Genomic DNA, 22422 nt, shown 5'->3' on the forward strand with positions numbered 1-22422 from the left:
GGGCTTGACAGCACTTTCGTGCAGTTCGCCGCCTTCGGCGTGGGCCAGCCATGGGCGGTTGTGGGGGCGCGGGGGTAGGTCTGCCCTCCTGCCGGCGGTGTTGGCCGCGCCTTTGTTTCTTCTGGGGTTGTTTACGGTGGGCTGAAGGTCTGCCCTTCGGAGTCGGCCGCTTGTTAAGCGGCTGAGGAGCGCTTCGCGATGGTACCGACCGCCTGCTTGAGGATGCGTAGCGCGGCATTCACGGATTCTGAATCAGGGAAAGTGTCGAGAAGATCGGCGTCCAGAACGATGATGTTTCGCGACGCCATGGCGCGATCATGGTGTTTGCCACGCACGCCTTTGCTGAAGTCGAGATTGGGGCGCTCCGCGAGTGGGTCGAGTTCAGCCGACTTCTTCATATTGGTGCCGTTCCGTCGCAGTTGCGAGACGCGCGCCGATGATGCGCACGGTGGATTCGGTTTCAGTGTAAACGACGAATAACAGGCGCCCCTGAGAAGATGTACCGACCGTTATGAAACGCTCTTCATCGATGGAATGTTGATCATCGGGCAAGGTGGATGCGAGTGAATCTAAAAAGACAGTCTCTGCTTCCTCGAAGGAGACGCCATGCTTTCGGAGATTGCTTTGAGCCTTCGCGGGATCGTGCGTGAAGAGGAGCGGCTGCATAGCGTGAGTAGAACTGAAAAGTCCTGTGGATAAAACGGGTCATAACTCGCAGCAGAGCCACGTTCGGTATTGATCACATTTAACAGCGCCACAGCCAGCCATGAGCTTTTGTGAGGGCGCGGGGTTTGGTGTGCCCTCCTGCCGCAGTTGTTGGCCGCGCCCTTTTGTTTGGGGGCTGGTATTCCTGGGCCTACGGCCCAGGCTAATATCTCGTCGCGCCTTTGGCGCTTATGGCTGTGGCCATTTTGAGTTGGGGCAGGAAGGTCAGGGTTGTGGGGCCGCTGCTGTGGAGCATGACGTTCAGGAGGGCCTTCTCCTGCGGTGTGATGGGGCGGTACTCGGTGAGGTCGACGTGGTCATTGATGGTGCCGTTGCGTTTGCCTGTGCGTCTTGATCGCCAACGGGCATTGCTCGACGGACTTCGGATACGTACTCGGCCAGGCCTTTGAACATGCGGAGTTCCACTAGGCTCGCGGAGGTACACCACTTTCAAGGCGCCAAATCATTAAACGAGAGAGCGGGATTTTCACTTTGGTGAATCCAGTCTCTGCGATACCTTGATTGTTCTCAACTTGTATGAGCATTGAGAAACGCATCGATTTCATCCACGCTAGCGCCCTTGTGCTTACTTAACCAATCGTATAAAGCAACGGAATGCACCGTTTTTCTATACCGTACTCTTGTTTCGGATAGTTCACTAAACAGGTCACTCAGAAGTCTTGCTCCATCGATAAGTGGCGAATCTAGGTTAGGTGAGTTCGGGGTTTTGGAGGATGGCCAGTACTTACCTTGTTTAGCAAGAGTAATCATCGATTCCTCTACTCGTGTGACATCTAACATGTTTCCATCACAAGAGAATCCTTCGATTGCGTTACAAACAGCCGTTACGGCTTCTGCATGGAGTAGATAACATTCGATGTTACGGCGTGGCAAGAAGAATGCTCTTCCTCCACTCATGGTCTCAATTTCCTTTTGTTGCGCCGGGGTTCTTAATTCTGAGTCAAGTAGAAATGTCATTGTCTGCGGCAAAATCGACGCTTTAGACGTTAGATTGTTATAAATGCCGAAAATGCGTTCGGCATCCTTGGACTCAAGATCCCCAGTGTTGCGAATACTCACCACTACAGTACCTGGCCGTAGCTTTTTTAGACGTTTCAAAATTGATGGGAAGATAGCAGCTTCTGTCGGCCCTTCGACCCAAATAACTTGTTCCATGCCGAATACGTCTCCGAGCCGGGTGCCGATCTCTTCAAGGAATTTTTTCAACAATTCATTGTCATTTGTGTCGGTTACGCTAATTGACGAATCGCTTCCGCTGTTTCGTAGAATCAGAATTTCCCCGGCATCTGCAGCAGAAATTACAGATGCAGAATGGGATGTGATTACGTACTGGTGGTGAGGAAACTTTTTAAGAGCCTCGATGAGATTGCGAGCGGCTCCCGGATGCAAAAAACTCTGCGGCTCATCTATTAGCAATACTCGAGCGGTATTGGAGGTGAAAGCAACATAAAGGATGGCAAGCACTTGACCAAGGCCAGTACCGCACTCCGCTAGAGGCATCGCAAGATCATCTCGTAACGTTTCTTTCCCGACGGTCCAAACTTTGATTTGTAGGGTATTTGACGGGCGAGGTTCGACTGAAATCCACTTAACTTGCGGCAATACAAATCTAACGAGATCTACATATTCTTTAAAGTAGTCTGCATTTGGTTGTAGCGAGTTGAGTACCTCGGCAAGATTCCGAGCGTCAGGTAGCAATACTGAATTCGCGCCAAATGTATATTCGCCTAGTCCAAATCTTTCCGCCGAGAAGCGATAAATACGTGCTAAGAACTGGTCAACGAGGGTCGATCCAAGATCGGTGCCTGATCCGTGTTGAAAGATGAAGCTGATATCGCCTTGGGGGCTGACGTTCCTAAGGAAGTAGTTCGGTGGTACTCCCGGCCTGCCATCCACACTGAAAAGGTTGTGCGAGGGAATCGTAACTGGCTCTATCTTGACCAAATCATTCGGTTGGACTTTGCGAACAAAACTAAACGTAATCTCTGCCTGAGAGTGAAGCCAATCCCAAATTTTTCGGATGGACGACTCAGAAGAATAATTTCCATCGTAGGGAATTCCTAAAGGGTGATGGCCCCCTCTCGGATCGGGCGGTATGGGCACCTGAAGACTCTGCAAATGGTCAGTAAATATCCCAAGATCCTTACCATTTACTGTGATCTTGAAATCGGTGCTGGATTCCCGTTGGTAATGAGCTTGGTTCTTCGCGGGAAGCGTAAGTTCGCTTAGGTGCTCTTTGTAGGAATTCCTAAGCTCTAGTGCCTGGAGCAGAGCTGTTTTTCCTGCATTATTCTGCCCTGTGACGATGTTCATTCCGGGGGCTAAAGCCACCTCACCGGTGTCGCTAAAGCTTTTGTAGTTGCGAATACGGAAACCGCTGATTCTCATCGCAAGGAGAATACATTCAAATCACTCCACTGTGACGCTCTTTGCCAGGTTTCTTGGTTGGTCTACGTCGCAGCCTCGGCGTACTGCTATGTGGTAGGCGAGTAGTTGTAGGGGCACTACTTCGAGGATGGGTAGGAGTAGTTCCGGGGCGGCTGGGATGGTGATGACGTGTTCCACCAGGCTCTTGAGGTGTTCGTGTTCCTGTTGCTCTTGTGCTGCTCTGGCTTTTCCTTCCGTGGCTGAAAGGTGCGGGGCTGCATTGGCAGGTTTTGCATTGTCGGGATTCCCATTCGCTCCGCTCAGGTCATGCTTCGCATCGCTCAGAATGACCATGTCACTCGCATCCTCGTTGTGTTGGTAGGGTGCTGTGGCGATGGCGATGACGCGGCCGCTGCGGGCGGTTACTTCCTGGATGTTGCTGAGGGTCTTTTCGTACTTGAGGACGCTGGTGGGGTCTGCGGGGTCCTTGGTGGCGATGCAGACGACGGGGAGCGTTTCGTCGATGAGGGCGTTGGGGCCGTGCTTCATTTCGCCTGCGGGGTAGCCTTCGGCGTGGATGTAACTAATTTCTTTGAGCTTGAGCGCGCCTTCGAGGGCGATGGGGTAGTGGATGCCTCGGCCGAGGAAGAGGAAGTCGCGCGCGGTGGAGAAGTGTTTGGCTAAGTCGCAGCATTGGTCGTCGACGGAGCGCAGGATTTCTTCTAACTTGGCAGGGACTTTTGCTAACTCGTCGACATAGTGTTTTGACTGGTCGGAGGTGACGTGTCCGCGTTGCTGACCTAAGTAAAGCGCGAGGGTGAAGAGGGCGGTGAGTTGGGCGGTGAAGGCCTTGGTGGATGCGACGCCGATTTCCGGGCCTGCGTTGGTGGTGATGACTCCGGATGCTTTGCGGGTGATGGCGGAGCCGACGACGTTGCAGATGGCGAGCGTGGGTGTGCCTTTGCTGACCATTTCCAGCTGCGCGGCGATGGTGTCGGCGGTTTCTCCGCTTTGGGTGATGAGCAGGCCGAGTGAGCCGGGGATGGGGTCGCGGTAGCGGTACTCGCTGGCGTAGTCGACGTCGACGGGGAGGCGGGCGAGGCGCTCGATCATGAACTTGCCAGCGAGGCCTGCGTGCCAACTGGTGCCGCATGCGGCGATGGTGAGGCTGGTGGCGGCTTTGATTTGTTCCGGGGAGATCTGGAGGTCGGGGAGGTAGACCTGTCCGCTGTCGAGCGAGACGCGGCCGAGTGTGGTGTCGCGGACGGCTCGTGGCTGCTCATTGATTTCCTTGAGCATGAAGTGCTTGTAGCCGGCCTTTTCTGCCTGGATGGGGTCCCAGGTGATGCGCTGCGGGTGGCGTGCGTGCGGGGTGCCTTCGAAGTCGGTGAAGGTGACGCCGGACTTGGTGAGGATGGCGACTTCGCCGTCGTTGAGGAAGACGATGTCGCGGGTGTGGTGGAGGATGCCGGGGACGTCGGAGGCGAGGAAGTATTCGCCGTCGCCGATGCCGATGACGGCGGGCGGTCCGCTGCGTGCGGCCACGAGCTTGTCCGGCTCGCGCGCGCTGAGGACGCCGATGGCGAATGCTCCGGTGAGTCGCTTGACGGCGCGGCGGACTGCTTCTTCGAGCGCGATGGGGGAGGCGGGCGCGTTGACGATGGCTTCGGCGGAGTTGGCTTCGATGAGTCGCGGGGCGGGGACGGTGAGCGCGGCCTGGTTGAGTTCGTCTTCGATGAGGTGCGCGATGATTTCGGTGTCGGTTTCGCTGACGAAGCGGTGACCGCGTCCGATGAGTTCGTGCTTCAGGGAGAGGTAGTTTTCGACGATGCCGTTGTGTACAACGACGAGCGTGCCGGTGCCGTCGCGGTGGGGGTGCGCGTTCTCTTCGGTGGGACGGCCGTGCGTGGCCCAGCGGGTGTGGCCGATGCCGTAGGTGCCGTGTAGCGGCTTGTCTTTGAGTACGGCTTCGAGATTGGAGAGCTTGCCGGGGGCTCGGCGGACGTCGAGGAGCGTTGGGTTGTCAGCGATGCCAGCGACGGCGATTCCGGCGGAGTCGTATCCGCGGTATTCGAGGCGGCGCAGACCTTCCACGATGAGGGGGACGACGTCTTTGGGGCCGATGTAACCAACAATTCCGCACATAGTTAGTGAGTGTAGACGCGGCGCGTGAAAAGAGGTTGCGCGTGTCGTATTAGTGCGTGGGCTGGGAGCGGCGCATGAGGTCGGCGAGGTATGGACGCCAGATGGCGGCGAGCATGTTGGTGCCGTGGCCTCGGGTTTCTGCAGAGATGGGTAGGAGTACGAATTTGCCTTGCTTGAGTTGCGGGGCGTAGTGCTCGGCGATGCGGAGTTCGGGTGGGTTGATGAAGTCGTCGGCGGTGTTGACCCAGGTGATGGGAACTGTGATGCGGTCGAGGTGTTGTGAGGCGTCGTAGTTGCGCGAGCTATCGATGTAGTAGAGGAAGTTGTTCGCGTCGGTGGTGGCGTCGCGCTGGGCTACGGTTTTGTCGACGTAGGCTTCGGCCTGCTGGCGTGTGGGTGCGATGCCTTGCAGAACGAGTGGGCTGGTGCCGGTGACGAGCAGGATGGTGTTGGCCGCGTGAATGCTGGGTGGTTGGGTTTTGTATTCGCCGTTGTTGTATGCGGGATCGGTTCGTATAGCCTGCATGGCGGCGTAGCGCATCATGCGGTTGCGACCGGCGATGGGTACAGGCAAACAGGTGAGTGGCATGAGTGCGTCTGCGAAGCCGGGATAGGTTTCGCCCCAGACGAAGGTCTGCATGCCTCCCATGGAGACGCCGAGGATGAGGCGCAGATGGTCGATGCCAAGGTGTTGGGTCAGCATGGTGTGCTGGGTCTGCACCATGTCGTCGTAGTCGTAATGCGGGAAGCGGGCGTGCAGGCCGTCAGAGGGTTTGCTGGACTGGCCGTGGCCGATGTCGTCCGGCAAGACGACGTAGTAGCGGGTGATGTCGAGTGGATCGCCGGGACCGAAGAGGGGTTCGGCAAAGACGCTGGTGAGCATGCTGTCGCTGCGGTCGCCGGTGCCGTGGAGGATGAGGATGGCGTTGTCGATTTTTCCGGCGGCGTTGCGATGCGGCTTGCCTAAGGTCTTGTAGTGAAGTCGAAGTGCATCGAGTGTTTCGCCAGTGCCGAAGCGGACGTTGTGGAGTGTGACGTCGGCATCGACCGCTTCACGCTGGTATTGGTTCTGCGTGGCTTGCGTGCTTTGTGCGACGCACGGCACTGCGAGCAGGGTTGCCAGTGCGATGAGGCGTGCGGTGTGGTGCAATGACATGCGCAGTCGGCTCCGTAACGGCTTGTTCCACTTTAGCGTTCCGCCGGGAATGCGTTTTTCATTTGTGCGATAACGACGCAAGTTGAGGCGAAATGAATTGGCCCTGCGAGTGCGATGTCGCAGGGCCAATGGTTGGAGTGGCGTGTCGTTACTGAATTGTGAGTGGCAGATTGAGTGAAGAGGTCTGCGTGCCGATGGTGGCTGTGACTGTCACGGTGTAAGCGCCTGCTGTGGTTGAGGGCGTCGGTGTGGTTCCACCGCCTCCGGGGGAAGACGAACCGCCGCCACTGCTACTGCCGCCACCACCCGCGCAGCCGCTGATCATGGTCATTGCGGTGAAGCTGAGCAGTAGCACCAGCGATGCGATTGCTGGTCTGCGGCGGAAGAAGGCGAGTAGGCCGAGAAGTCCTCCTGCAAGAACAACGCCGGTTGCAGGCATGTTCAGGGCAGCACTGGAACCAGTAGTTGTGATGGTGAGTGTGGTGGTTACCGTGCTGCCTCCGGTGACATTAAATGTTCCGGGAGAAGCTGAGCAGGTTGGTGGGTTCGAGGCGGTGCCACCATTCGTCATCTTGATGGTGCAGGTTGTGGTGAGCGTACCGGAGACTCCGGGTGCGGTGGTGAATGAGATTGGGAGAGTGGCGTTGGTGCCGGCCTTGATGGTGCCGAAGCTGCCGCCACCTGCGCCTGGCGATACCGCAGCGACGCCTGAGCCACTGAGAGTGACGGTTGTGGTGGACGTGACCGCAGTGGTGGTGAAGGTGAGTGTGCCGGTGGCTGCGTCTGCGGTTGTTGGTGCAAACGTTACGGTTGCCGTGCAAGAAGCTGAGACTGCCAGATTGCCGCAGGTATTGGTCTGCGTGAAGCCACCGCTGGCCTGTACGGCAGTGATGGTGAGTGGCGTTGCAGCCGTGTTGGTGAGGGTTACTTTCTGCGATACCGAACTACCGAGAACCACCTCGCCAAAGTTGATGGAGGATGGAGTTACTGTTGGGGCGGTTGGTCCCGTGATGGTAATGACTACCGGGCTTGAAGTTGCCGTGGGGAAGTTGGCATCGCCCGTGAACGTGGCCACGATGGAGTTTGATCCAATTGGCAGATTCGTCAGGTTCAGCAGTGCGGTGCCGTTATTCAGTGTGGCCGTGCCGAGCGTGGTGGAACCGCTGGTGAAGGCGACGGTTCTGCCATTGGTGGTGAGGTTGCCGTTGATGTAAGGCGTGAGTGTTGCAGTAAGTGCTACCTGCGTTCCGATGGATGTGGAAGTGGGCGAGGCTGTGAGATAGAGCACGGGCGCAATACCCGATCCGCTAAGCGCAACCGTTGTTATGGGAGCGCTTGCGTTGGTGGTGATGGCGAGCGAGCCAGTTGCTGTGCCTGCAGCCGTGGGTGCAAAGGTGAGCGTCACCGTGCAGGATGCTGCGGCGGTGAGTGTGCTGCCACAGTTATTCGTCTGCGTGAAGCCGCTGCCGGTGGCCACGATGGACGCAATGGTGAGCGGGCCTGTGGAGGTGTTGGTGAGGCTTACGGTTTGCGTGGTTGAGAAGCCCTGGTGAATCGCACCGAAGTTGAAGGAGGTCGGGCTGACCGTAGGTGCGGGGGGCGCGGTGATGGTGATGATCGTGGGGCTTGAGGTGACAGAAGCGAAGTCTGCGTCGCCTGTGAAGGTGGCGGTGACGGGGTCTGATCCAAGTGGCAGGCTGGTGACGCTGAGTGTTGCGACTCCGTTGTTCAGTGTGCCGGTGCCAAGCTGCGTGGAGCCACTGCTAAAGCTGACGGTCTTGCCGTTGGTGGAGAGGCTGCCAACACTGTAGGGAGCCAACGTGGCGGTGAGTGTGAGTGGCGCTCCGACAGGCACGGACGCGGGAGATGCCGTCAGTTGCAACGTTGGAACAATACCTGTACCGCTGAGGGCGACTGTGCGCGTGGGTGTGTTCGCATTCGTGTTGAAGGTGAGCGTGCCGGTTACCGAGGCTGCTGCGGTGGGGGCAAAGGTGACTGTCGCTGTACAGGATGCCAAGGGTGCGAGGGTTGCGCCGCAATGATTGGTCAGTGAGAAGCTGTTGCTGACTTGTACCGATGCAATGGCGAGGGGACTGACTGTGTCGGCGTTGGTGAGTGTTACCGTTTGCGCAACGGAACTGCCTATGCCAATCGAGCCAAAGTTGATGGAACTCGGATTGGTTGAGGGCGCACTGATGTTCGTTATGGTGACGGTTACTGCATTCGAATCAGTTGTGCCGAAGTTATTCGCGTCACCATTAAACTGGGCATAGATTCGATTTGATCCAGCCGGTAGGTTTGTGACGTTGATTGTTGCAATGCCGTTTGTAAGTGTGGCTGTACCGAGAGAACTGGTGACACCGGTGTTGTTGTAGAAGGTAATAGACATCCCGTTTGTGCTGATGCCGTGGGTCGTGGTCGGGACCATCGCCGTGAGAGTTACCTGATTCCCGATGGATGTCGAAGTCGGTGACGCAGTCAACTGCGGTGTTACATTGATGCGACCTTGACCACTGAGGGTGACAGTGGTTGTAGGTGTTGCCGCATTCGTGTTGATGGTAAGAGCGCCGGTAACTGCTCCGGGATCGGTGGGCGCAAAGGTGACCGATATCGTGCAGGACGCTGAGGCCGCAAGGGTTGCTCCGCAGTTGTTGGTCTGAGTGAAGCCGCTGCCGGTGGCCACGATTGATCCAATGGAGAGTGGGCCGGTGGCAGTATTGGTGAGGGTTACGGGAAGAGAGTACGAAGTGTCTAAATTCAACGCACCGAAGTTAAGGGAGGTGGGATTAGTTGTGGGGGCGGTGGGGGCCTTTATGACGACGGTGAGTACACTCGCAGGGATGGGCGCAAAGGTGCTGTCACCTGCGTAGCTGCCGGTGATGGTCGTAGAACCGAGGGGCAGGTTTGGTAGGTTCAGTGTGGCGATGCCATGGGCCAATGTGCCTCTGCCCAGCGTTGTGCCACCGCTGGTGAAGGTGACGGTCTGGCCGTTCGTCGTGAACGTGTTTGAACCAACGGTTACGTTGTAGGGCATCAACGATGCGGTAATCGTGACCGGGTTCCCGACAAATTCGGGGTTGGAAGATGCGGTCAAGCTCAAGCTGGTGGGGACAGTGCCAGCGATCACGCTGACGTGGTTGGTGACTGCTGGATAGATGGCATCGCCGCTGTAGGCGACTGCGATGTCATGTGTTCCCGTACCCAGGACATAGAGCTGGGATTCAACTGAGGCACTTGCATCGTCGGTCAGCGTATAGATGTCGGCTCCGTCGGTAGAGCTGTTGGCCACGGCGATGTCCAGGATGCCATCCCCGTTGAAGTCGGCGATGGCGGACGAGAGGCTATTGACTGTGCCAGACGACGTAAACCTGGCAAGTGGCACGCTGCCGAAGTTTATGTAGATGCCATCGGGATATGGGCTTTCGATGGAGGACGCTGTATCTGGAACTCCGTCGTGATTGAGATCTGCGATGGAGATAGAGTTTCCCGTGAGGCCGGGCCAATAACCCGAGGTAGCTACCATTGTTCCAGCGCTGAACCCTCCATTGCCATCTCCGTAAAAGGGATAGATGTTCATCCCGTTGGAATAAGCGTGCCCCTGTAAAGCACTGAGGATCATGAAGTCTGGATTGCCGTCTCCGTTGAAGTCACCTGCGATGAGGGCATCAGGGACCTCGATCGGCTCGGATGCAATCTGAGTGAAGTTCTTGCCGGTACCCGTGTTGAGCGAAACGACGACATTGGGATAGGAGACGGATACAACGTCAGGGTAGCCATCGTTATTGAAATCTGCGATGGCGAAGCTGGTTTGAGGATTGTCTGGCCCCATAAATCCGGACTGGGTGGGGGTGAGACCTGTGTTGGTTTGAGTAAATCCTCCGGCGCCATTACTGAGAAAGACATTCAACATGGCCTGGTTGTTCACCATGGCACTGCAACTGGCGACGAAGTCCAAGTTTCCGTCGCGGTTTAGATCGGAGGTCACCAGTGCTGATGCCGTACAACCCTGGCCAATCTGCGTTGCTGTGAAATGCGCAGCACCGTCATTCGCAAGCAGATACAGATGGGGGGTGTTGGTAGTGCCGCCGGAAGCCTGATTGTCGGCTGCGATAAGGTCGAGCGTGCCATCGTTATTAAAATCGCCGACGGTAAGGGCAATGACGTTGGTGTTTGTCATCGCGGCGGGAACGGTAGGGCCAGCGGTGAAGGTGCCGTCGCCATTGCCGAGCAAAATTTGCAATGCTGTTGGGGAATTCAACCCATCTGCCGATTTGCAGCCGGAGCCTATGGCGATATCGGGGTGTCCGTCTCCATTGAAATCTCCCGTTACGGCTGTGCAGGCTCCCCGACTATCACCCGAGATGTGAGAGGCCAGCGTGAGGCTATTTGGAGCCACCGATCCCTTCGGGATGGGGAAAGAGCCGAGCTGTGTTCCAGCCGTTACATCCGTGACGGTTATGGTGCCAGTTGGAGCGGCGAATGTCTACGCCGATAGCGATGCATCGAAGTCATAGCGGCCGCCGCTATAGGAAGCAGTCATTGACTGGCTGAGTGTGGGCGCAGCAGAGGCGGGTACGGTTAGCGTGACCGCTGAGGATGTGCTGGCGCCGAAGCCCGCAGCGGGCACGTACATGGCGGTGAAGCTATACGAGCCGGTGGCCAGGACGGTTTTGAAGATAGCTGAGCCGTTGACCACCTGCGCGGTTGCGGTGGGCATGATCATGCAGTTCTTGACGACGCTGTCGCAGAAGTAGATGGTGCCCGTCGTGATGGGAGAAGTACCACCTGTGACGGTCGCGCTCATGGTGACCATGGTGCCGGCCGTGACCGTTGTAACAGGCGCGCCGCCCGATAAGAGGCTCAGGTTCGTGGTCGTGGCGGTCTGCGCGGATAGCGCTTGCGGATGGCTAACCAGAACAAGCGCAATAAAAAAAACAAGGCGAGGGAAATAGGGGGACATGGTTCTCTCCGGGCAAAACGTACGTAACCAGACGGGGAGCGTACATAAATAACAACAGTAAGGAAATGCTAGCGCACGAACTTAGTGAGGGATGTGAATTCTGGCGACGGTAGGCTTCGTGTTTCTCGTTACACAAGCCTGACAAACCGTGTGATGGCCGTCACAGATTCGTTTTGCGATTGGGATGAGGATACGCGTTAGAGGTTCTGCCCATGCGTATTCCCGCGACGAAGATCTGCCTCAACTCCAACCGGCCATGCACCGGTAAGTGTGCAGGCTATGGCACCAGCTCCAATTGCCCGCCGCTGATTGTATTGGCGGTGCTGGCCACATCCTTATGCGATGCGGCAGGAGAATGCCGATGAGCGCTGTTGCACCTGTTTTACCGAATCTGGAGACGCCCCGTTATAACGAACGCAATTATCTAAACAACGGGCATGGGGTAAAGAGCTGGCTGCTGACCAGCGACCATAAACGCATTGCGTTGATGTACATGGTTGCCGTGACGATCTTCTTTGCGGTGGGCGGCATCCTGGCCATGGTCATCCGCATGGAGTTACTCACGCCCGAAGCAGACCTGATGAGCTACGACACCTATAACAAGATGTTCACCATGCACGGCGTTGCGATGGTGTTCTTTGTGCTGATTCCGGCGGTGCCTGCAATTCTTGGTAACTTCCTGGTGCCGCTGATGATTGGCGCGAAGGATCTTGCGTTTCCAAAGATCAACCTGCTTTCGTTCTATCTCTATTGCGTTGCAGCTTGCCTGTTGCTTTACACCATCAGCGCAGGTGGTGTGGATACGGGCTGGACGTTTACGACTCCACTTAGTACGCGTTATGTGAATACGAATGTCGTGTCTGCTGGACTCGCGGCGTTTGTTGCTGGCTTCTCGTCTATCTTCACGGGCTTGAATTTTGTTGCAACGATTCATCGCATGCGTGCCCCCGGACTTACATGGTTTCGCTTGCCGCTATTTATCTGGAGCATGTATGCGGCAAGCGTCATCATGATTCTGGGAACGCCGGTGGTGTCCATTGCCATTGTGCTGGTGGCTGTAGAACGCATCTTCAACTTTGGCTTCTTCGATCCGGCCAAGGGCGGTGATCCGCTGTTGTTTCAGCATCTGTTCTGGTTCTACTCGCATCCTGCGGTATACATCATGCTGTTGCCCGGTATGGCTTGCATCAGCGAGATCATTGCGTGCTTTAGTCGCAAGCGCGTCTTTGGTTATTCGGCTGTGGCGTTTTCTTCGATCGCCATTTCGTTGTTCTCGTTCTTTGTGTGGGAACACCACATGTACATCATGGGCGTATCGCAATACTCCGCGTTGGTGTTCAGTTTGTTAACCATGTTGGTGGCGGTGCCTTCGGCCATCAAGGTGTTCAACTGGTCGTTCACGCTGTACAAGGGATCGATCACGTTTCGCGCGCCGATGATCTATGCGATGTGCTGCCTTGGTTTGTTTGTGGTGGGCGGATGTACCGGCGTGTTTCTTGGCTCACTGGGCATGGATGTGCACCTGACGGAGACGTACTTCATCGTGGCGCATTTCCACTTTGTGATGGTGGGTTTTGTGCTGATGGCATTCCTGGGCGGCATTCATTTCTGGTGGCCCAAGATGTTTGGACGCATGTATCCCGAAGGCCCTGCAAAGGTTGCTGCGGTGATGATCTTCATGGGATTCTTTGTCACCTTTGGGCCGCAATTCATTCTTGGCTTCCTGGGAATGCCGCGTCGTTATGCAGCGTATCCGCCGGAATACCAAGTGTTGAATGTGATGTCCACGGCAGGCGCAACGGTGATGGGCGCGGGCTTCTTTCTCAGCATGATCTATCTCGTGTGGTCGCTGAAGTTTGGCGCCGTTGCGGGCGACAACCCCTGGCATGCGTACGGACTGGAGTGGCAGACACAGTCACCGCCCGTTACAGAAAACTTCCCCGTAACGCCGGTCGTTACGCGTGAAGCGTATGACTATGAGTCGCTTGATTTCCCGCACCGCGAGCGTCGCGCTCCGGTTCACATATAGCACTTCTGCCGCGGCCTGCTGACTTCTCCTGGCAGGCCGCCTTTTTTATCAGTTACTCAGCGCAGTTGCGCAACTGTTCCATGTCCTTCAGGTGCAGCGTGTTTCCATCCATCTGCAACAGACCTTCTTTACGGAAGGAGGATAGAACGCGGGTAACAGTTTCACGCGAGATGCCAGCCATGTGGCCCAGTTCTTCATGTGTGAGTGGCATGTGGAATCGGACGGCGTTGGGGAATCGACCGGTGTGATGGTCATGTTCGCCAGCGAGTACAAGACCGCCCCACTCCACCAGAACGCTGGCGAGTTTTGCGGATGCAGAACTGGAAAGCGCAAGTCGACGCGCGCTCAACACGGCAGAGTCATATTCGCGTGCTATGGCCATCACGGAGTTGCGACTTACCGCCTGAAACTCTTCCATGAACAGCAGGAATTGTGTGCGCGGAATCGCCTTGACCTGGCAGGATTCCAGCGTTTCCGCGGTGGCTTCGTAACGGCTGCGTTTCAATGCAGCGGCCAAGCCAAGAACGTCGCCGGGGCCAACGATGCGCAGCAGTAGCAACCGGCCGTCAGAAGATGAGGTTGTGAGCTTGATGGTGCCGCGACAGACTACGTAGACCTGCTCCGGCGCGTAGCCTTCGCGCAGCACAGGTTCATGCGCGCCTAACTGCAGGAAGTGGCCCAGGCCATTCAGCTTTTCCAGGGCGACACGGTCCAGCGAACAGAAACAGTGCGGGCCTTTGGTCTCGCATTGAACACAACTGCGGCGCAGCGGCATGGGACTCCTGTCTTCCAGTGTAGAGGAGTCGCAAAATTCCCGTAGCTGGTAACAGCATGTCTGAAGTAGTTTGGGACGGGGGAATTGGCGATGTCACGTGTGTTGCTTGCGGTTCTGATGAGTGCGTTTGTATGCGGCAGTATGTGTGCGCAGGAAAATCCTGCGGCAAACATTCAGACGAATCATGCGGTTACAGAGGCCGACGGAACCGTACGCATGCAGCGCGTGGTGCCTCTGCCCAAAGGACTTAGCCCGGAAGCGAAGGCCTGGCTCAGTCGTCCCGCAGGCGATGCGGAGGTGCCGCAAACACTGGAACAACGCCGCGCCATGCTGGATAAATCGCAGGCGCAACACCGCGACATTCTGCTGAAGATGTTCGACGTCACGGTTCACGACAGCACCGTTGCCAACGTGCCGGTGCGCGAAGTTTTGCCCAAGGATATGAAGCATCCGGACCGTGTGCTCATCTGCCTGCATGGCGGCGGATTCAATGCGGACTCGGGTTCGTACTCGGAATCCATTCCTGTTGCTGCCATGACGGGAAGCCGTGTCGTCAGCGTGCTGTATCGCATGGCGCCGGAACATCCGTTTCCTGCTGGTGTGGATGACGTCGTTGATGTCTATCGCGAATTGCTGAAGAAGTATCGGCCGCAACACATTGCCATCTTCGGAAGCAGCGCAGGCGCGGGACTGACCATGCAGGCAGCAGTGCGCATCAAGCAGTTGAAATTGCCTATGCCTGCGGCACTTGGCCCTTTCTCTGTGCCTGCTGCAATGGATGATGGTGGCGATTCGCGCTCGCTCTACAACACCGATGGTCTACGCGGTTATGTGCCCGTGGCCACCGGGAAGCTCGACAATGCGTATGTCGGTTCCACAGACCCGCGCGATCCCGTGCTATCTCCGTTGTATGCAGACCTGCATGGCATGCCGCCCGCGTTGTTTCTTACCAGCGAGCGCGATCTACTTCTTAGCAGCACCACCATGCTGCATCGTGCGTATCTTCGTGCAGGCAGCGATGGTCGATTAATTGTGTTTGAAGCTCTACCGCACTGTTTCTGGAACAACGCATCGTTGCCAGAAACACGTGAGGCATGGACTTACATGGCAGACTTCTTCAACCGACAACTTGCGCATCCATAGCAAGAGTGAGTATTCGGATCGGAACCGCGGGATGGAGTCTGCCAAAGCAGAGCGCTGGCATGTTTGCAGAAGATGGCTCGCACCTGGAGCGTTATGCCTCGAGGCTGCCGTTTGTTGAAGTGAACAGCAGCTTTTACCGTCCGCATCGACGCACCACGTGGGAGCGCTGGGCGCGCAGTGTGCCGCAGGATTTTCGTTTTGCTGTGAAGATGCCAAAGAGCATTACGCATGAAGCAAAACTGGTAAACGCAGGTGCGCTGTTGCTGCCGTTCTTTGAACAGATTAGCGGCCTGGGAGAAAAGCTTGGCCCTGTGCTGGTGCAACTGCCACCGAAGCTGGCGTTTGAGGAAGGTACTGTACGCGACTTCTTCGGAGTGCTTCGTGAACTGCACACAGGCGATACCGTGTGCGAACCACGTCATGCAAGCTGGTTCGATGGCTGTGCTGATCGCCTGTTGCGCGAGTTCGACATTGCCCGCGCAGCTGCGGATCCGGCGAAAGGCTCGCCGCGTGCCGCAGAACCTGGGGGCAGCGCACATCTGCGTTATTGGCGATTGCACGGATCGCCACGCACGTACTACTCGGAATACAGCGAAGAGTTCCTGCAGAACCTTGCAGAACGTGTGCGACAACAGCCTGAAACACCGGCGTGGATTGTTTTTGATAACACGGCACTCGGCCATGCGACGCCAAACGCCCTGCATCTGCGCGAACTTCTGCAGGTGATGTAGTCCGCGCAGGACGGCCTGCGGTCACACGTGGCATGAAGGGTTATTTCTATCACGCTGCCGCGACAGCGCTTCTGCTGCTGTTTCTCTCCATGGCCACACTTCTGATGCTGCGCGCTTAGGTGCGCAGTATCGCCCACGCAGTGCGTCAGCTCTCTTTGCGATAAAGCATGTTGCGGATGGTTTCGCGCCGCGCAGCATCCATTTCGGATTTCTCTTTGCGCTGGTCAGCATCCATTTTTTCCTTCTGTGCTTCCATCTCTTCTTCGGTGCACTCAGGACAGCGGTTGGCAAAGCCGGGCTTGTCCGGCTTCAGTTCGAACTCTTCTCCGCATACGACGCAGGTTTTGATCGGGAACAACGGCATAACAGCTTTATTTTATCCAGCCGAAGCGGTAGTGCGTACGGGGTATTCGCGCATACCGACGTGGGATGGCGTTCCCTCGAAAGTGTTTCCTACACTGCCTTCCGAGTCACAACAATGGAACCTTCCTCCACGATTGATTTCCTAGCCTTCGCCGAACACAGCGCAGACCTGGTCTGCCGTATCGGTTTGGATTACCGCACCCGTTATGTCTCACCCGCGTCACGAACCATTCTTGGGTTTGCGCCGGAAGAGATTGCCGGTCGCAGTGCGGCGGAAATTATTCATCCGGAAGATCTTCCAGCCGCACTGGCAGCGGGTGAACGTCGCCTGCAGGGTGATGAAAGCCAGGCCACGGAGATGCGCGTGCGCAACCGACAGGGCGAGTGGGTGTGGCTGGAGATGCGCGGTAGTGTTTTGCGCGACGCAGAAGGGAAGCCGCTGGAGTTTCTGGTTATCTTCCGCGATATTGCGGAGCGAAAACGGATGGAATTGCAACTGCAGCGCCTTGCTATGACCGACAGCCTGACAGAGTTGCCCAATCGCCGTGCCTTTGACGAGGCTCTGGATCGTGAATGGCGGCGCGTTCTCCGCGAGGGAACGCAGGCTTCGCTGCTGCTGTTGGATGTAGATCATTTCAAGGGCTTCAACGACGAGTATGGCCACGTTGCTGGTGATGACTGCCTTCGCGCGGTGGCGCATGCGGTGCGTTCGGTTACGAAGCGCCCCGGCGACATGGTGGCGCGCTACGGTGGTGAGGAGCTTGCCATCATCCTGCCGGGAACCGACCTGCAGGGCGCTCTTCATGTCGCAGAACTTGTGTGTGCCGCCATCGAAGAGCTGGATATAACTCACGCTGCCAATGAAGAAGGCGATCGACGTGTCACAGTCAGCATTGGGGTGGCTACGGCGCTGTCTCGCGATGGAGGCCGCATGAAGATGCCGGAAAGCCTGCTGATGGCAGCCGATGCGGCGCTGTACAAAGCGAAGATGCACGGCCGTAATCGCGTGGCTCATTCGCTGCTGGTGGCGTCGCGCGAGTTTGCAGCAACCATGTAATTTGCGCTTGCGATCCGCGGCATGGCGGCGCAGAATACTTCCATTCGTCTCTCAATTTCTGCTTCAGGAAGAGGTCGCTCTCATGGCGACATCCGCGCTTTCCTGGTTTACTGGTGGCGAGAGCAAGCGTCCTGGCGTGCTCTATCCCCATGCGCAGTGGTGGTTCCTGCTGTGCATTGTGCTCACCTGGGTCGGCTTCGGCCAGAGCTATTTTGCGCAGATCAGAACGCAGCCGCTGCTGCACCACGTCCACGGCGCGCTCATGGGCGGGTGGATTCTAACGCTCATCGTGCAACCTATTCTTTACCAGCAAAACCGCATCCGGCTGCATCGCACGCTGGGCCGATGGGCTGTGTACCTGCTGGTTCCAGGCATCGTGGTCTGCGCGTTTTTCATGATTCGCGGCATGTTCCGTTACACGCAGCTTCCGCCGTTCATCGTGAACCATCTGGCGTTTCTGGATGTCTCTTCGCTCATCCTGTTTCCGCTGTTTGTGGGCCTCAGCGTCTGGTACGCGCGCAATACGCAGTTGCATGCGCGATACATCGTGTCCACGGTGGTTCTCCTGATGCCGCCGGCACTTGTTCGGGCTGCGCCGATCCTGCCGTTTCTGCGTTTCAGCTTTCGCTTTAACGTGAACCTGATGGTTGGCCTTATGAGCTTCGTTCTGCTGTTGCTGATGGTGGATGACAAGCGCAAAGGCAAACTTTACGCTGCGTATCCCGTCGCGTTCACGGCAAATACCATTGTCTGCGTCTGCGCCAACTTTGCCCAGAACTGGGGTTGGTGGCACGTGCTGACGGCGTGGATCAAAGGCTGAAGTTCGGGCGAAAAATCCTGCTGGACAAGAATCTGCACACAGGCGTACTGTGACGCCGCTGGCTGGAAATTGCCCAGCACAGCGGAGGTGAGTGTCATGGACGACGTAAACGTCGGTGCGCTCGATATGTTCGTGCGCTTTCTGATTGGAATGGCGCTGTTCAGCCTGGCAACTCTGCTCACAGGCAACTGGCGCTGGCTCGCGCTTTTGGGTTTTGTCCCACTCTTAACCGCGGCGTTCCGCTTCTGCCCGTTATGGGCCGCACTCGGAATCTGCACCTGTGAAGAGCAGCGACGGCTACGAGCAGCCCGCCACGCACACTAAAGATTGCCCATACTCTTCACGCAATGACGAAGGCCGCTGCAGGGGCAGCGGCCCGTGTCGTTAGGTATCCGAACTAACTACGAACGGCAGTCCGCAGATGTAACTCGCGCATCTGCTGTTCCGTTGGCGCACTTGGTGCGTCTACCATCAGGTCGACTGCCTTTGCTGTCTTAGGGAATGCGATCACTTCGCGCAGCGAAGACGCGCCTGCCAGGAGCATCACAATGCGGTCGAGACCGAGGGCGATGCCGCCGTGCGGAGGTGTGCCGTACTCCAGCGCTTCCAGGAAGAAGCCGAAGCGTTCCTTTGCCTCTTCTTCTGACATGCCGAGCGAACGGAAGATCTCCGCCTGCACATCCTTGCGATGGATACGGATTGAACCTGAGCCAAGCTCCAGTCCATTCAGCACCACGTCATACGCCAATGCGCGGACAACGCCCTTGTCGTTGAAGAGAGCGCCGCTCTTGATGTCGTCTTCATGCGGAGCCGTAAACGGATGATGCGCTGCATCCCACGTCTTCTTCTCCTCATTAAACTCGTACATCGGGAAGTCGGTCACCCACAGGAAGCGATAGTCGTCCGGCGTGCCCTTCTTCTCAAACAGCTTGTGCTTGTCGGCATACTTCTTCGCCAGTTCAAGGCGCAATCCACCCACGCGCTTCGGAATCCACTGGCGATCGAAGTTCCACATCTCCGGCGTACCCAGCTTCGGTGTGACCACAACCGCAAGGTCGTCCGTTGTGAAGCTTTCGCCGTTGAAAGCAATGGTGGTCGCGTTCAGATGCGAACCAATCTCTTCTGCCAGCGGCACAAACTGTTCCGCCGTACGCAGACGCACAAGGTCCAGCGCATCCAGGCCGCTGTCGCCAAAGAACGAACGAATCTCGCTCAGCAGCGCCTTGCGAGCCGTGCTGCTCAGTTCGCCCACCTTCGGAATCACAAAGCCATAGACGGGCAGGCCATGCTCAATCTTCAGCGTCGTGCGCAGATCGTCTATCAGCACTGTAGACAGGTCTGCCATGTGCGGCAGGCGCATGTCCGGCTTGTCGATGCCGTACTTGCTGATGGCCTCGTCGTACGTCATGCGCAGAAACGGCGTGTTGATCTTCTCGCCTGCAGCCTCAAACGCGGCAACAAGGAAGCGCTCTGCCACGCCGAAGATTGTCTCCTGCGTGGGGAAGCTCACCTCAAGATCAATCTGCGTGAACTCCGGCTGACGGTCGGCGCGAAGGTCTTCATCGCGGAAGCAGCGAGCAATCTGGAAGTAGCGGTCAAAACCGCCGACCATTAGAATCTGCTTGAAAATCTGCGGCGACTGCGGCAGCGCATAGAAGTTGCCCGGATGCACACGCGAGGGAACGAGATAGTCTCGTGCGCCTTCCGGTGTCGAACGCGTCATGAACGGCGTTTCAATTTCCAGGAAGCCTTCGCTGGAAAGCTGCGCACGCACGGCCTGCGCAACCTTGTGGCGCGTCAGGAAGTTGTGCTGCATCTCCGGGCGACGCAGGTCAATGTAGCGATACTGCAGGCGCAGTTCCTCATTGCCAATCACGTCTTCCGCGGGGGAGAACGGCGGCGTCTTCGCATCGGACAGCAGCAGCAGTTCCGTGCAGACCACTTCAATATCGCCGGTAGGCATATTCGGATTGGTCAGCCCTTCGCCACGGACTCGGACAGTGCCCAGCGAAGCCACCACAAACTCGGGGCGAGCGGCTTCGGCCTTGGCCAGCGTCTCCGCGCCGGAATTCGAGCGGTCGACCACGATCTGGGTGATGCCGCTGCGATCGCGCAGGTCAAGAAAGATCAGATCGCCGTGGTCGCGGCGCCGGTTAATCCACCCCATCAGGGTGACGTTCTGTCCTGCGTCGGCTGCGCGCAGGTCTCCGCACATGTGTGTGCGCTGGTGTTGGCCGAGAAAGTCGAGTGTCACGATTCCTCTATTGTACGAACTCAGCCGGTTTAATGCTTTTCGAGCATCCTGCCCGGGATTTGTTGGGCGCGTTGCGTTCGCAGAATGACCAGATAGGCGAAATATTCTTCGCCCTCTCCGTAAGGAAATCGGTACTGTCGCGCATTCTCACTGTTTTGTTTCGCCCAGACCGCGTTCCACCATATCCAGCAGCCGTTTCGCAAACATCTGCGCAGTCGCTGCATCGATGCCGCGTAGCGGGCCATCCAGCATCAGCAGCGCCATGCCGTGCACCGTGGACCACGCCAGAAACTCGGCGCCGGGTCTGTCTTTGGCTTTCAAAATTCCCGCAGCCAACATGCGATCCAGAGCCAGGCTCAACAACTGAAACGGATTCAACCCGGTAGCGCCAGCATTCGCGGGGTTCGGTGTCTCAAACACGGGAGCGGGCACACTGAATGCTGTTTTGAAAAGTCCCGGCTCGCTGAGTGCAAACGTCAGATAGCCCGTGCCCACGGCTCGCAGACTGCGCCGTGCATAGCTGGCCGGATCCTTGCCCGGACGCAGGCTGTTCATCTCCGCTTCAATCGCCATAGCCAAGCGCGCAATGCACTCGGAACGAACCGCTGCCAGCAGATCGTTTTGGTTGGCAAAGTGGCGGTACGCCGCATTTGGCACCACGCCTGCCTGTCGCGTCGCTTCACGCAGAACCACCGCTTGCGGGCCACCCTGCCGTGCCATCTCGATAGCGGCATCTAATAAGGCACGACGAAGATCGCCATGTCGAAATGTGTCGCGCGTGGTGCCTTTCGCTGCTCGTTTTGCAGGGGTTCGTCGCGACTTCGATTCCGTTTTGGACATCATCTATAAATCGATTCTAAATCGAAATTTCATCGATTCACATGGACAAAGCGCACTTCCAGTGATTGAATGTGGACACCGTACACATGCGGTCAGATAAGGGAGCAGAAAAATGGCAGGCAAGGCAGGATTCGTCTGGTATGAATTGACGGCCAGCGGCGACGTGGATGCCGCTGCAAAATTTTATGGCGACGTAGTGGGCTGGGACGTGCGCGATGCCGGTATGCCCGGTATGAAATATCTCCTGGTCGGCAAGAACGGCAAGGACGTTGGCGGCATCATGAGCTGGCAGTCCATCGGCATGGATCACCCCAGTGTGTGGAAGGCCCATATTTACACGCCAAATGTCGATGCGGAAGCCGAAGCCGTCAAGCGCGACGGCGGCACCGTGCATCGCCCGCCGCAGGATATTCCCAACATTGGCCGTTTCGCTGTGGTGGCTGATCCGCAGGGCGTGGAATACATGCTGTTTCAGCCCTCCACGCAATACGCTCCCGAACGCCTGGCACAGAATGCAGTGGGCAATGTCGGCTGGCACGAGCTCGTTACCTCTGACTGGGAAAAGGCATGGGACTTCTACTCTAGCCACTACGGCTGGGAGAAGGACTTTGCCATGGACATGGGTGCAATGGGCATCTATCAGACCTTCCGCATTGACACGGACAAATACACCGGCGCCATGATGACTCTTCCGTCCGATGGCAGCATGGGCCAGCCGCGCTGGGTTTACTACTTTCAGGTGGAAGATGTAGATGCAGCCGCACCCAAAATCGAAGCAGGCGGCGGCAAGATCACGCTGCCGGCGATGGACGTACCCGGTGGCTCACGCATCCTGCAGGCCACCGATCCGCAGGGCGGCCCCTTCGCTCTGGTGTCCACCAAAGCGTAACGGTGCTTGCTGCGCGTAAGGAAACCCAGCGACGCTCAAACGAACGAAGTTCGTCATCCTGAGCGAAGCCGAAGGACCTGCTTTTCTTGTCCCCAATGGGAATGCTTCATAAAAACCATCCTGTGGTTTTCTTGGCGCATGGCAGAGGGCACAGGAGAATGCAGGTC

The 22422-nt window shown here is 57.1% G+C and carries 18 protein-coding genes; 7 read left to right on the forward strand and 11 right to left on the reverse strand.

The annotated features are described in order from the left end of the window. Nucleotides 1-173 precede the first annotated feature (173 nt). From JAO32_RS09515 to JAO32_RS09545, 7 genes are all read right to left on the reverse strand, one after another. Nucleotides 174-398, reverse strand: a complete 225-nt coding sequence (locus tag JAO32_RS09515; RefSeq protein WP_334239671.1) for a hypothetical protein — start codon at nucleotides 396-398, stop codon at nucleotides 174-176. Beyond that, a complete protein-coding gene (locus JAO32_RS09520) occupies nucleotides 382-666 on the reverse strand; it encodes a BrnT family toxin (protein WP_334239672.1) in 285 nt (94 codons plus the stop codon). Before JAO32_RS09520 ends, JAO32_RS09515 begins: the two co-directional genes overlap by 17 nt. Nucleotides 667-1233: 567 nt before the next feature. After that, complete coding sequence (locus JAO32_RS09525) at nucleotides 1234-3114, reverse strand: ATP-dependent nuclease (protein ID WP_334239673.1); 1881 nt, start codon at nucleotides 3112-3114, stop codon at nucleotides 1234-1236. A gap of 21 nt (nucleotides 3115-3135) precedes the next feature. Next, nucleotides 3136-5238, reverse strand: coding sequence for a glutamine--fructose-6-phosphate transaminase (isomerizing) (gene glmS, locus JAO32_RS09530; protein ID WP_334239674.1), 2103 nt, complete (start codon nucleotides 5236-5238; stop codon nucleotides 3136-3138). A gap of 49 nt (nucleotides 5239-5287) precedes the next feature. Further along, a complete protein-coding gene (locus tag JAO32_RS09535; protein ID WP_334239675.1) occupies nucleotides 5288-6394 on the reverse strand; it encodes an alpha/beta fold hydrolase in 1107 nt (368 codons plus the stop codon). 148 nt (nucleotides 6395-6542) lie between these two features. Next, nucleotides 6543-10790: a beta strand repeat-containing protein gene (locus JAO32_RS09540; protein ID WP_334239676.1), complete on the reverse strand. Its 4248-nt coding sequence runs from the start codon at nucleotides 10788-10790 to the stop codon at nucleotides 6543-6545. Nucleotides 10791-10877: 87 nt separating this feature from the next. Continuing rightward, nucleotides 10878-11354, reverse strand: a complete 477-nt coding sequence (locus JAO32_RS09545; protein WP_334239677.1) for an Ig-like domain-containing protein — start codon at nucleotides 11352-11354, stop codon at nucleotides 10878-10880. Between the two features lie 361 nt (nucleotides 11355-11715). Between JAO32_RS09545 and JAO32_RS09550 the strand changes: the two genes are divergently transcribed. After that, nucleotides 11716-13383, forward strand: a complete 1668-nt coding sequence (locus JAO32_RS09550; RefSeq protein ID WP_334239678.1) for a cytochrome c oxidase subunit I — start codon at nucleotides 11716-11718, stop codon at nucleotides 13381-13383. A 52-nt stretch (nucleotides 13384-13435) separates the two neighbouring features. On the opposite strand, the gene JAO32_RS09555 is transcribed toward JAO32_RS09550, so the two are convergent. Beyond that, nucleotides 13436-14158: a Crp/Fnr family transcriptional regulator gene (locus JAO32_RS09555; RefSeq protein ID WP_334239679.1), complete on the reverse strand. Its 723-nt coding sequence runs from the start codon at nucleotides 14156-14158 to the stop codon at nucleotides 13436-13438. 90 nt (nucleotides 14159-14248) lie between these two features. Here JAO32_RS09555 and JAO32_RS09560 point away from each other — a divergent pair, with 90 nt between their 5' ends. Continuing rightward, on the forward strand, nucleotides 14249-15301 hold the full coding sequence (locus tag JAO32_RS09560) for an alpha/beta hydrolase (RefSeq protein ID WP_334239680.1): 1053 nt from the start codon (nucleotides 14249-14251) through the stop codon (nucleotides 15299-15301). A gap of 5 nt (nucleotides 15302-15306) precedes the next feature. Further along, the gene (locus tag JAO32_RS09565) at nucleotides 15307-16032 is read left to right on the forward strand and encodes a DUF72 domain-containing protein (RefSeq protein ID WP_334239681.1); all 726 of its coding nucleotides are present in this window, start codon (nucleotides 15307-15309) and stop codon (nucleotides 16030-16032) included. A 145-nt stretch (nucleotides 16033-16177) separates the two neighbouring features. Here JAO32_RS09565 and JAO32_RS09570 read toward each other — a convergent pair whose 3' ends face one another. Continuing rightward, a complete protein-coding gene (locus tag JAO32_RS09570) occupies nucleotides 16178-16396 on the reverse strand; it encodes a hypothetical protein (RefSeq protein WP_047490226.1) in 219 nt (72 codons plus the stop codon). A 114-nt stretch (nucleotides 16397-16510) separates the two neighbouring features. Between JAO32_RS09570 and JAO32_RS09575 the strand changes: the two genes are divergently transcribed. The 3 genes from JAO32_RS09575 (at nucleotide 16511) to JAO32_RS09585 (ending at nucleotide 18596) form a co-directional block, all read left to right on the forward strand. Beyond that, complete coding sequence (locus JAO32_RS09575) at nucleotides 16511-17452, forward strand: GGDEF domain-containing protein (RefSeq protein ID WP_334239682.1); 942 nt, start codon at nucleotides 16511-16513, stop codon at nucleotides 17450-17452. A gap of 82 nt (nucleotides 17453-17534) precedes the next feature. Continuing rightward, nucleotides 17535-18272, forward strand: coding sequence for a hypothetical protein (locus JAO32_RS09580; protein ID WP_334239683.1), 738 nt, complete (start codon nucleotides 17535-17537; stop codon nucleotides 18270-18272). Between the two features lie 96 nt (nucleotides 18273-18368). Further along, complete coding sequence (locus JAO32_RS09585) at nucleotides 18369-18596, forward strand: YgaP family membrane protein (RefSeq protein ID WP_334239684.1); 228 nt, start codon at nucleotides 18369-18371, stop codon at nucleotides 18594-18596. 73 nt (nucleotides 18597-18669) lie between these two features. Here the strand turns inward: JAO32_RS09585 and aspS are convergent, their stop codons facing one another. Together aspS and JAO32_RS09595 are read right to left on the reverse strand one after the other, a co-directional pair. Further along, entirely contained in the window at nucleotides 18670-20487 is a 1818-nt protein-coding gene (gene aspS / locus JAO32_RS09590; protein ID WP_443082585.1) for an aspartate--tRNA ligase, read from the reverse strand. A gap of 186 nt (nucleotides 20488-20673) precedes the next feature. Then, a complete protein-coding gene (locus JAO32_RS09595; RefSeq protein ID WP_334239686.1) occupies nucleotides 20674-21369 on the reverse strand; it encodes a TetR/AcrR family transcriptional regulator in 696 nt (231 codons plus the stop codon). A gap of 109 nt (nucleotides 21370-21478) precedes the next feature. Here JAO32_RS09595 and JAO32_RS09600 point away from each other — a divergent pair, with 109 nt between their 5' ends. Then, the gene (locus tag JAO32_RS09600; RefSeq protein WP_334239687.1) at nucleotides 21479-22255 is read left to right on the forward strand and encodes a VOC family protein; all 777 of its coding nucleotides are present in this window, start codon (nucleotides 21479-21481) and stop codon (nucleotides 22253-22255) included. The last annotated feature ends 167 nt before the right edge of the window (nucleotides 22256-22422 follow it).

Origin of the sequence: Terriglobus sp. ADX1, assembly GCF_036877645.1 — a bacterium.
Lineage (GTDB): Bacteria > Acidobacteriota > Terriglobia > Terriglobales > Acidobacteriaceae > Terriglobus.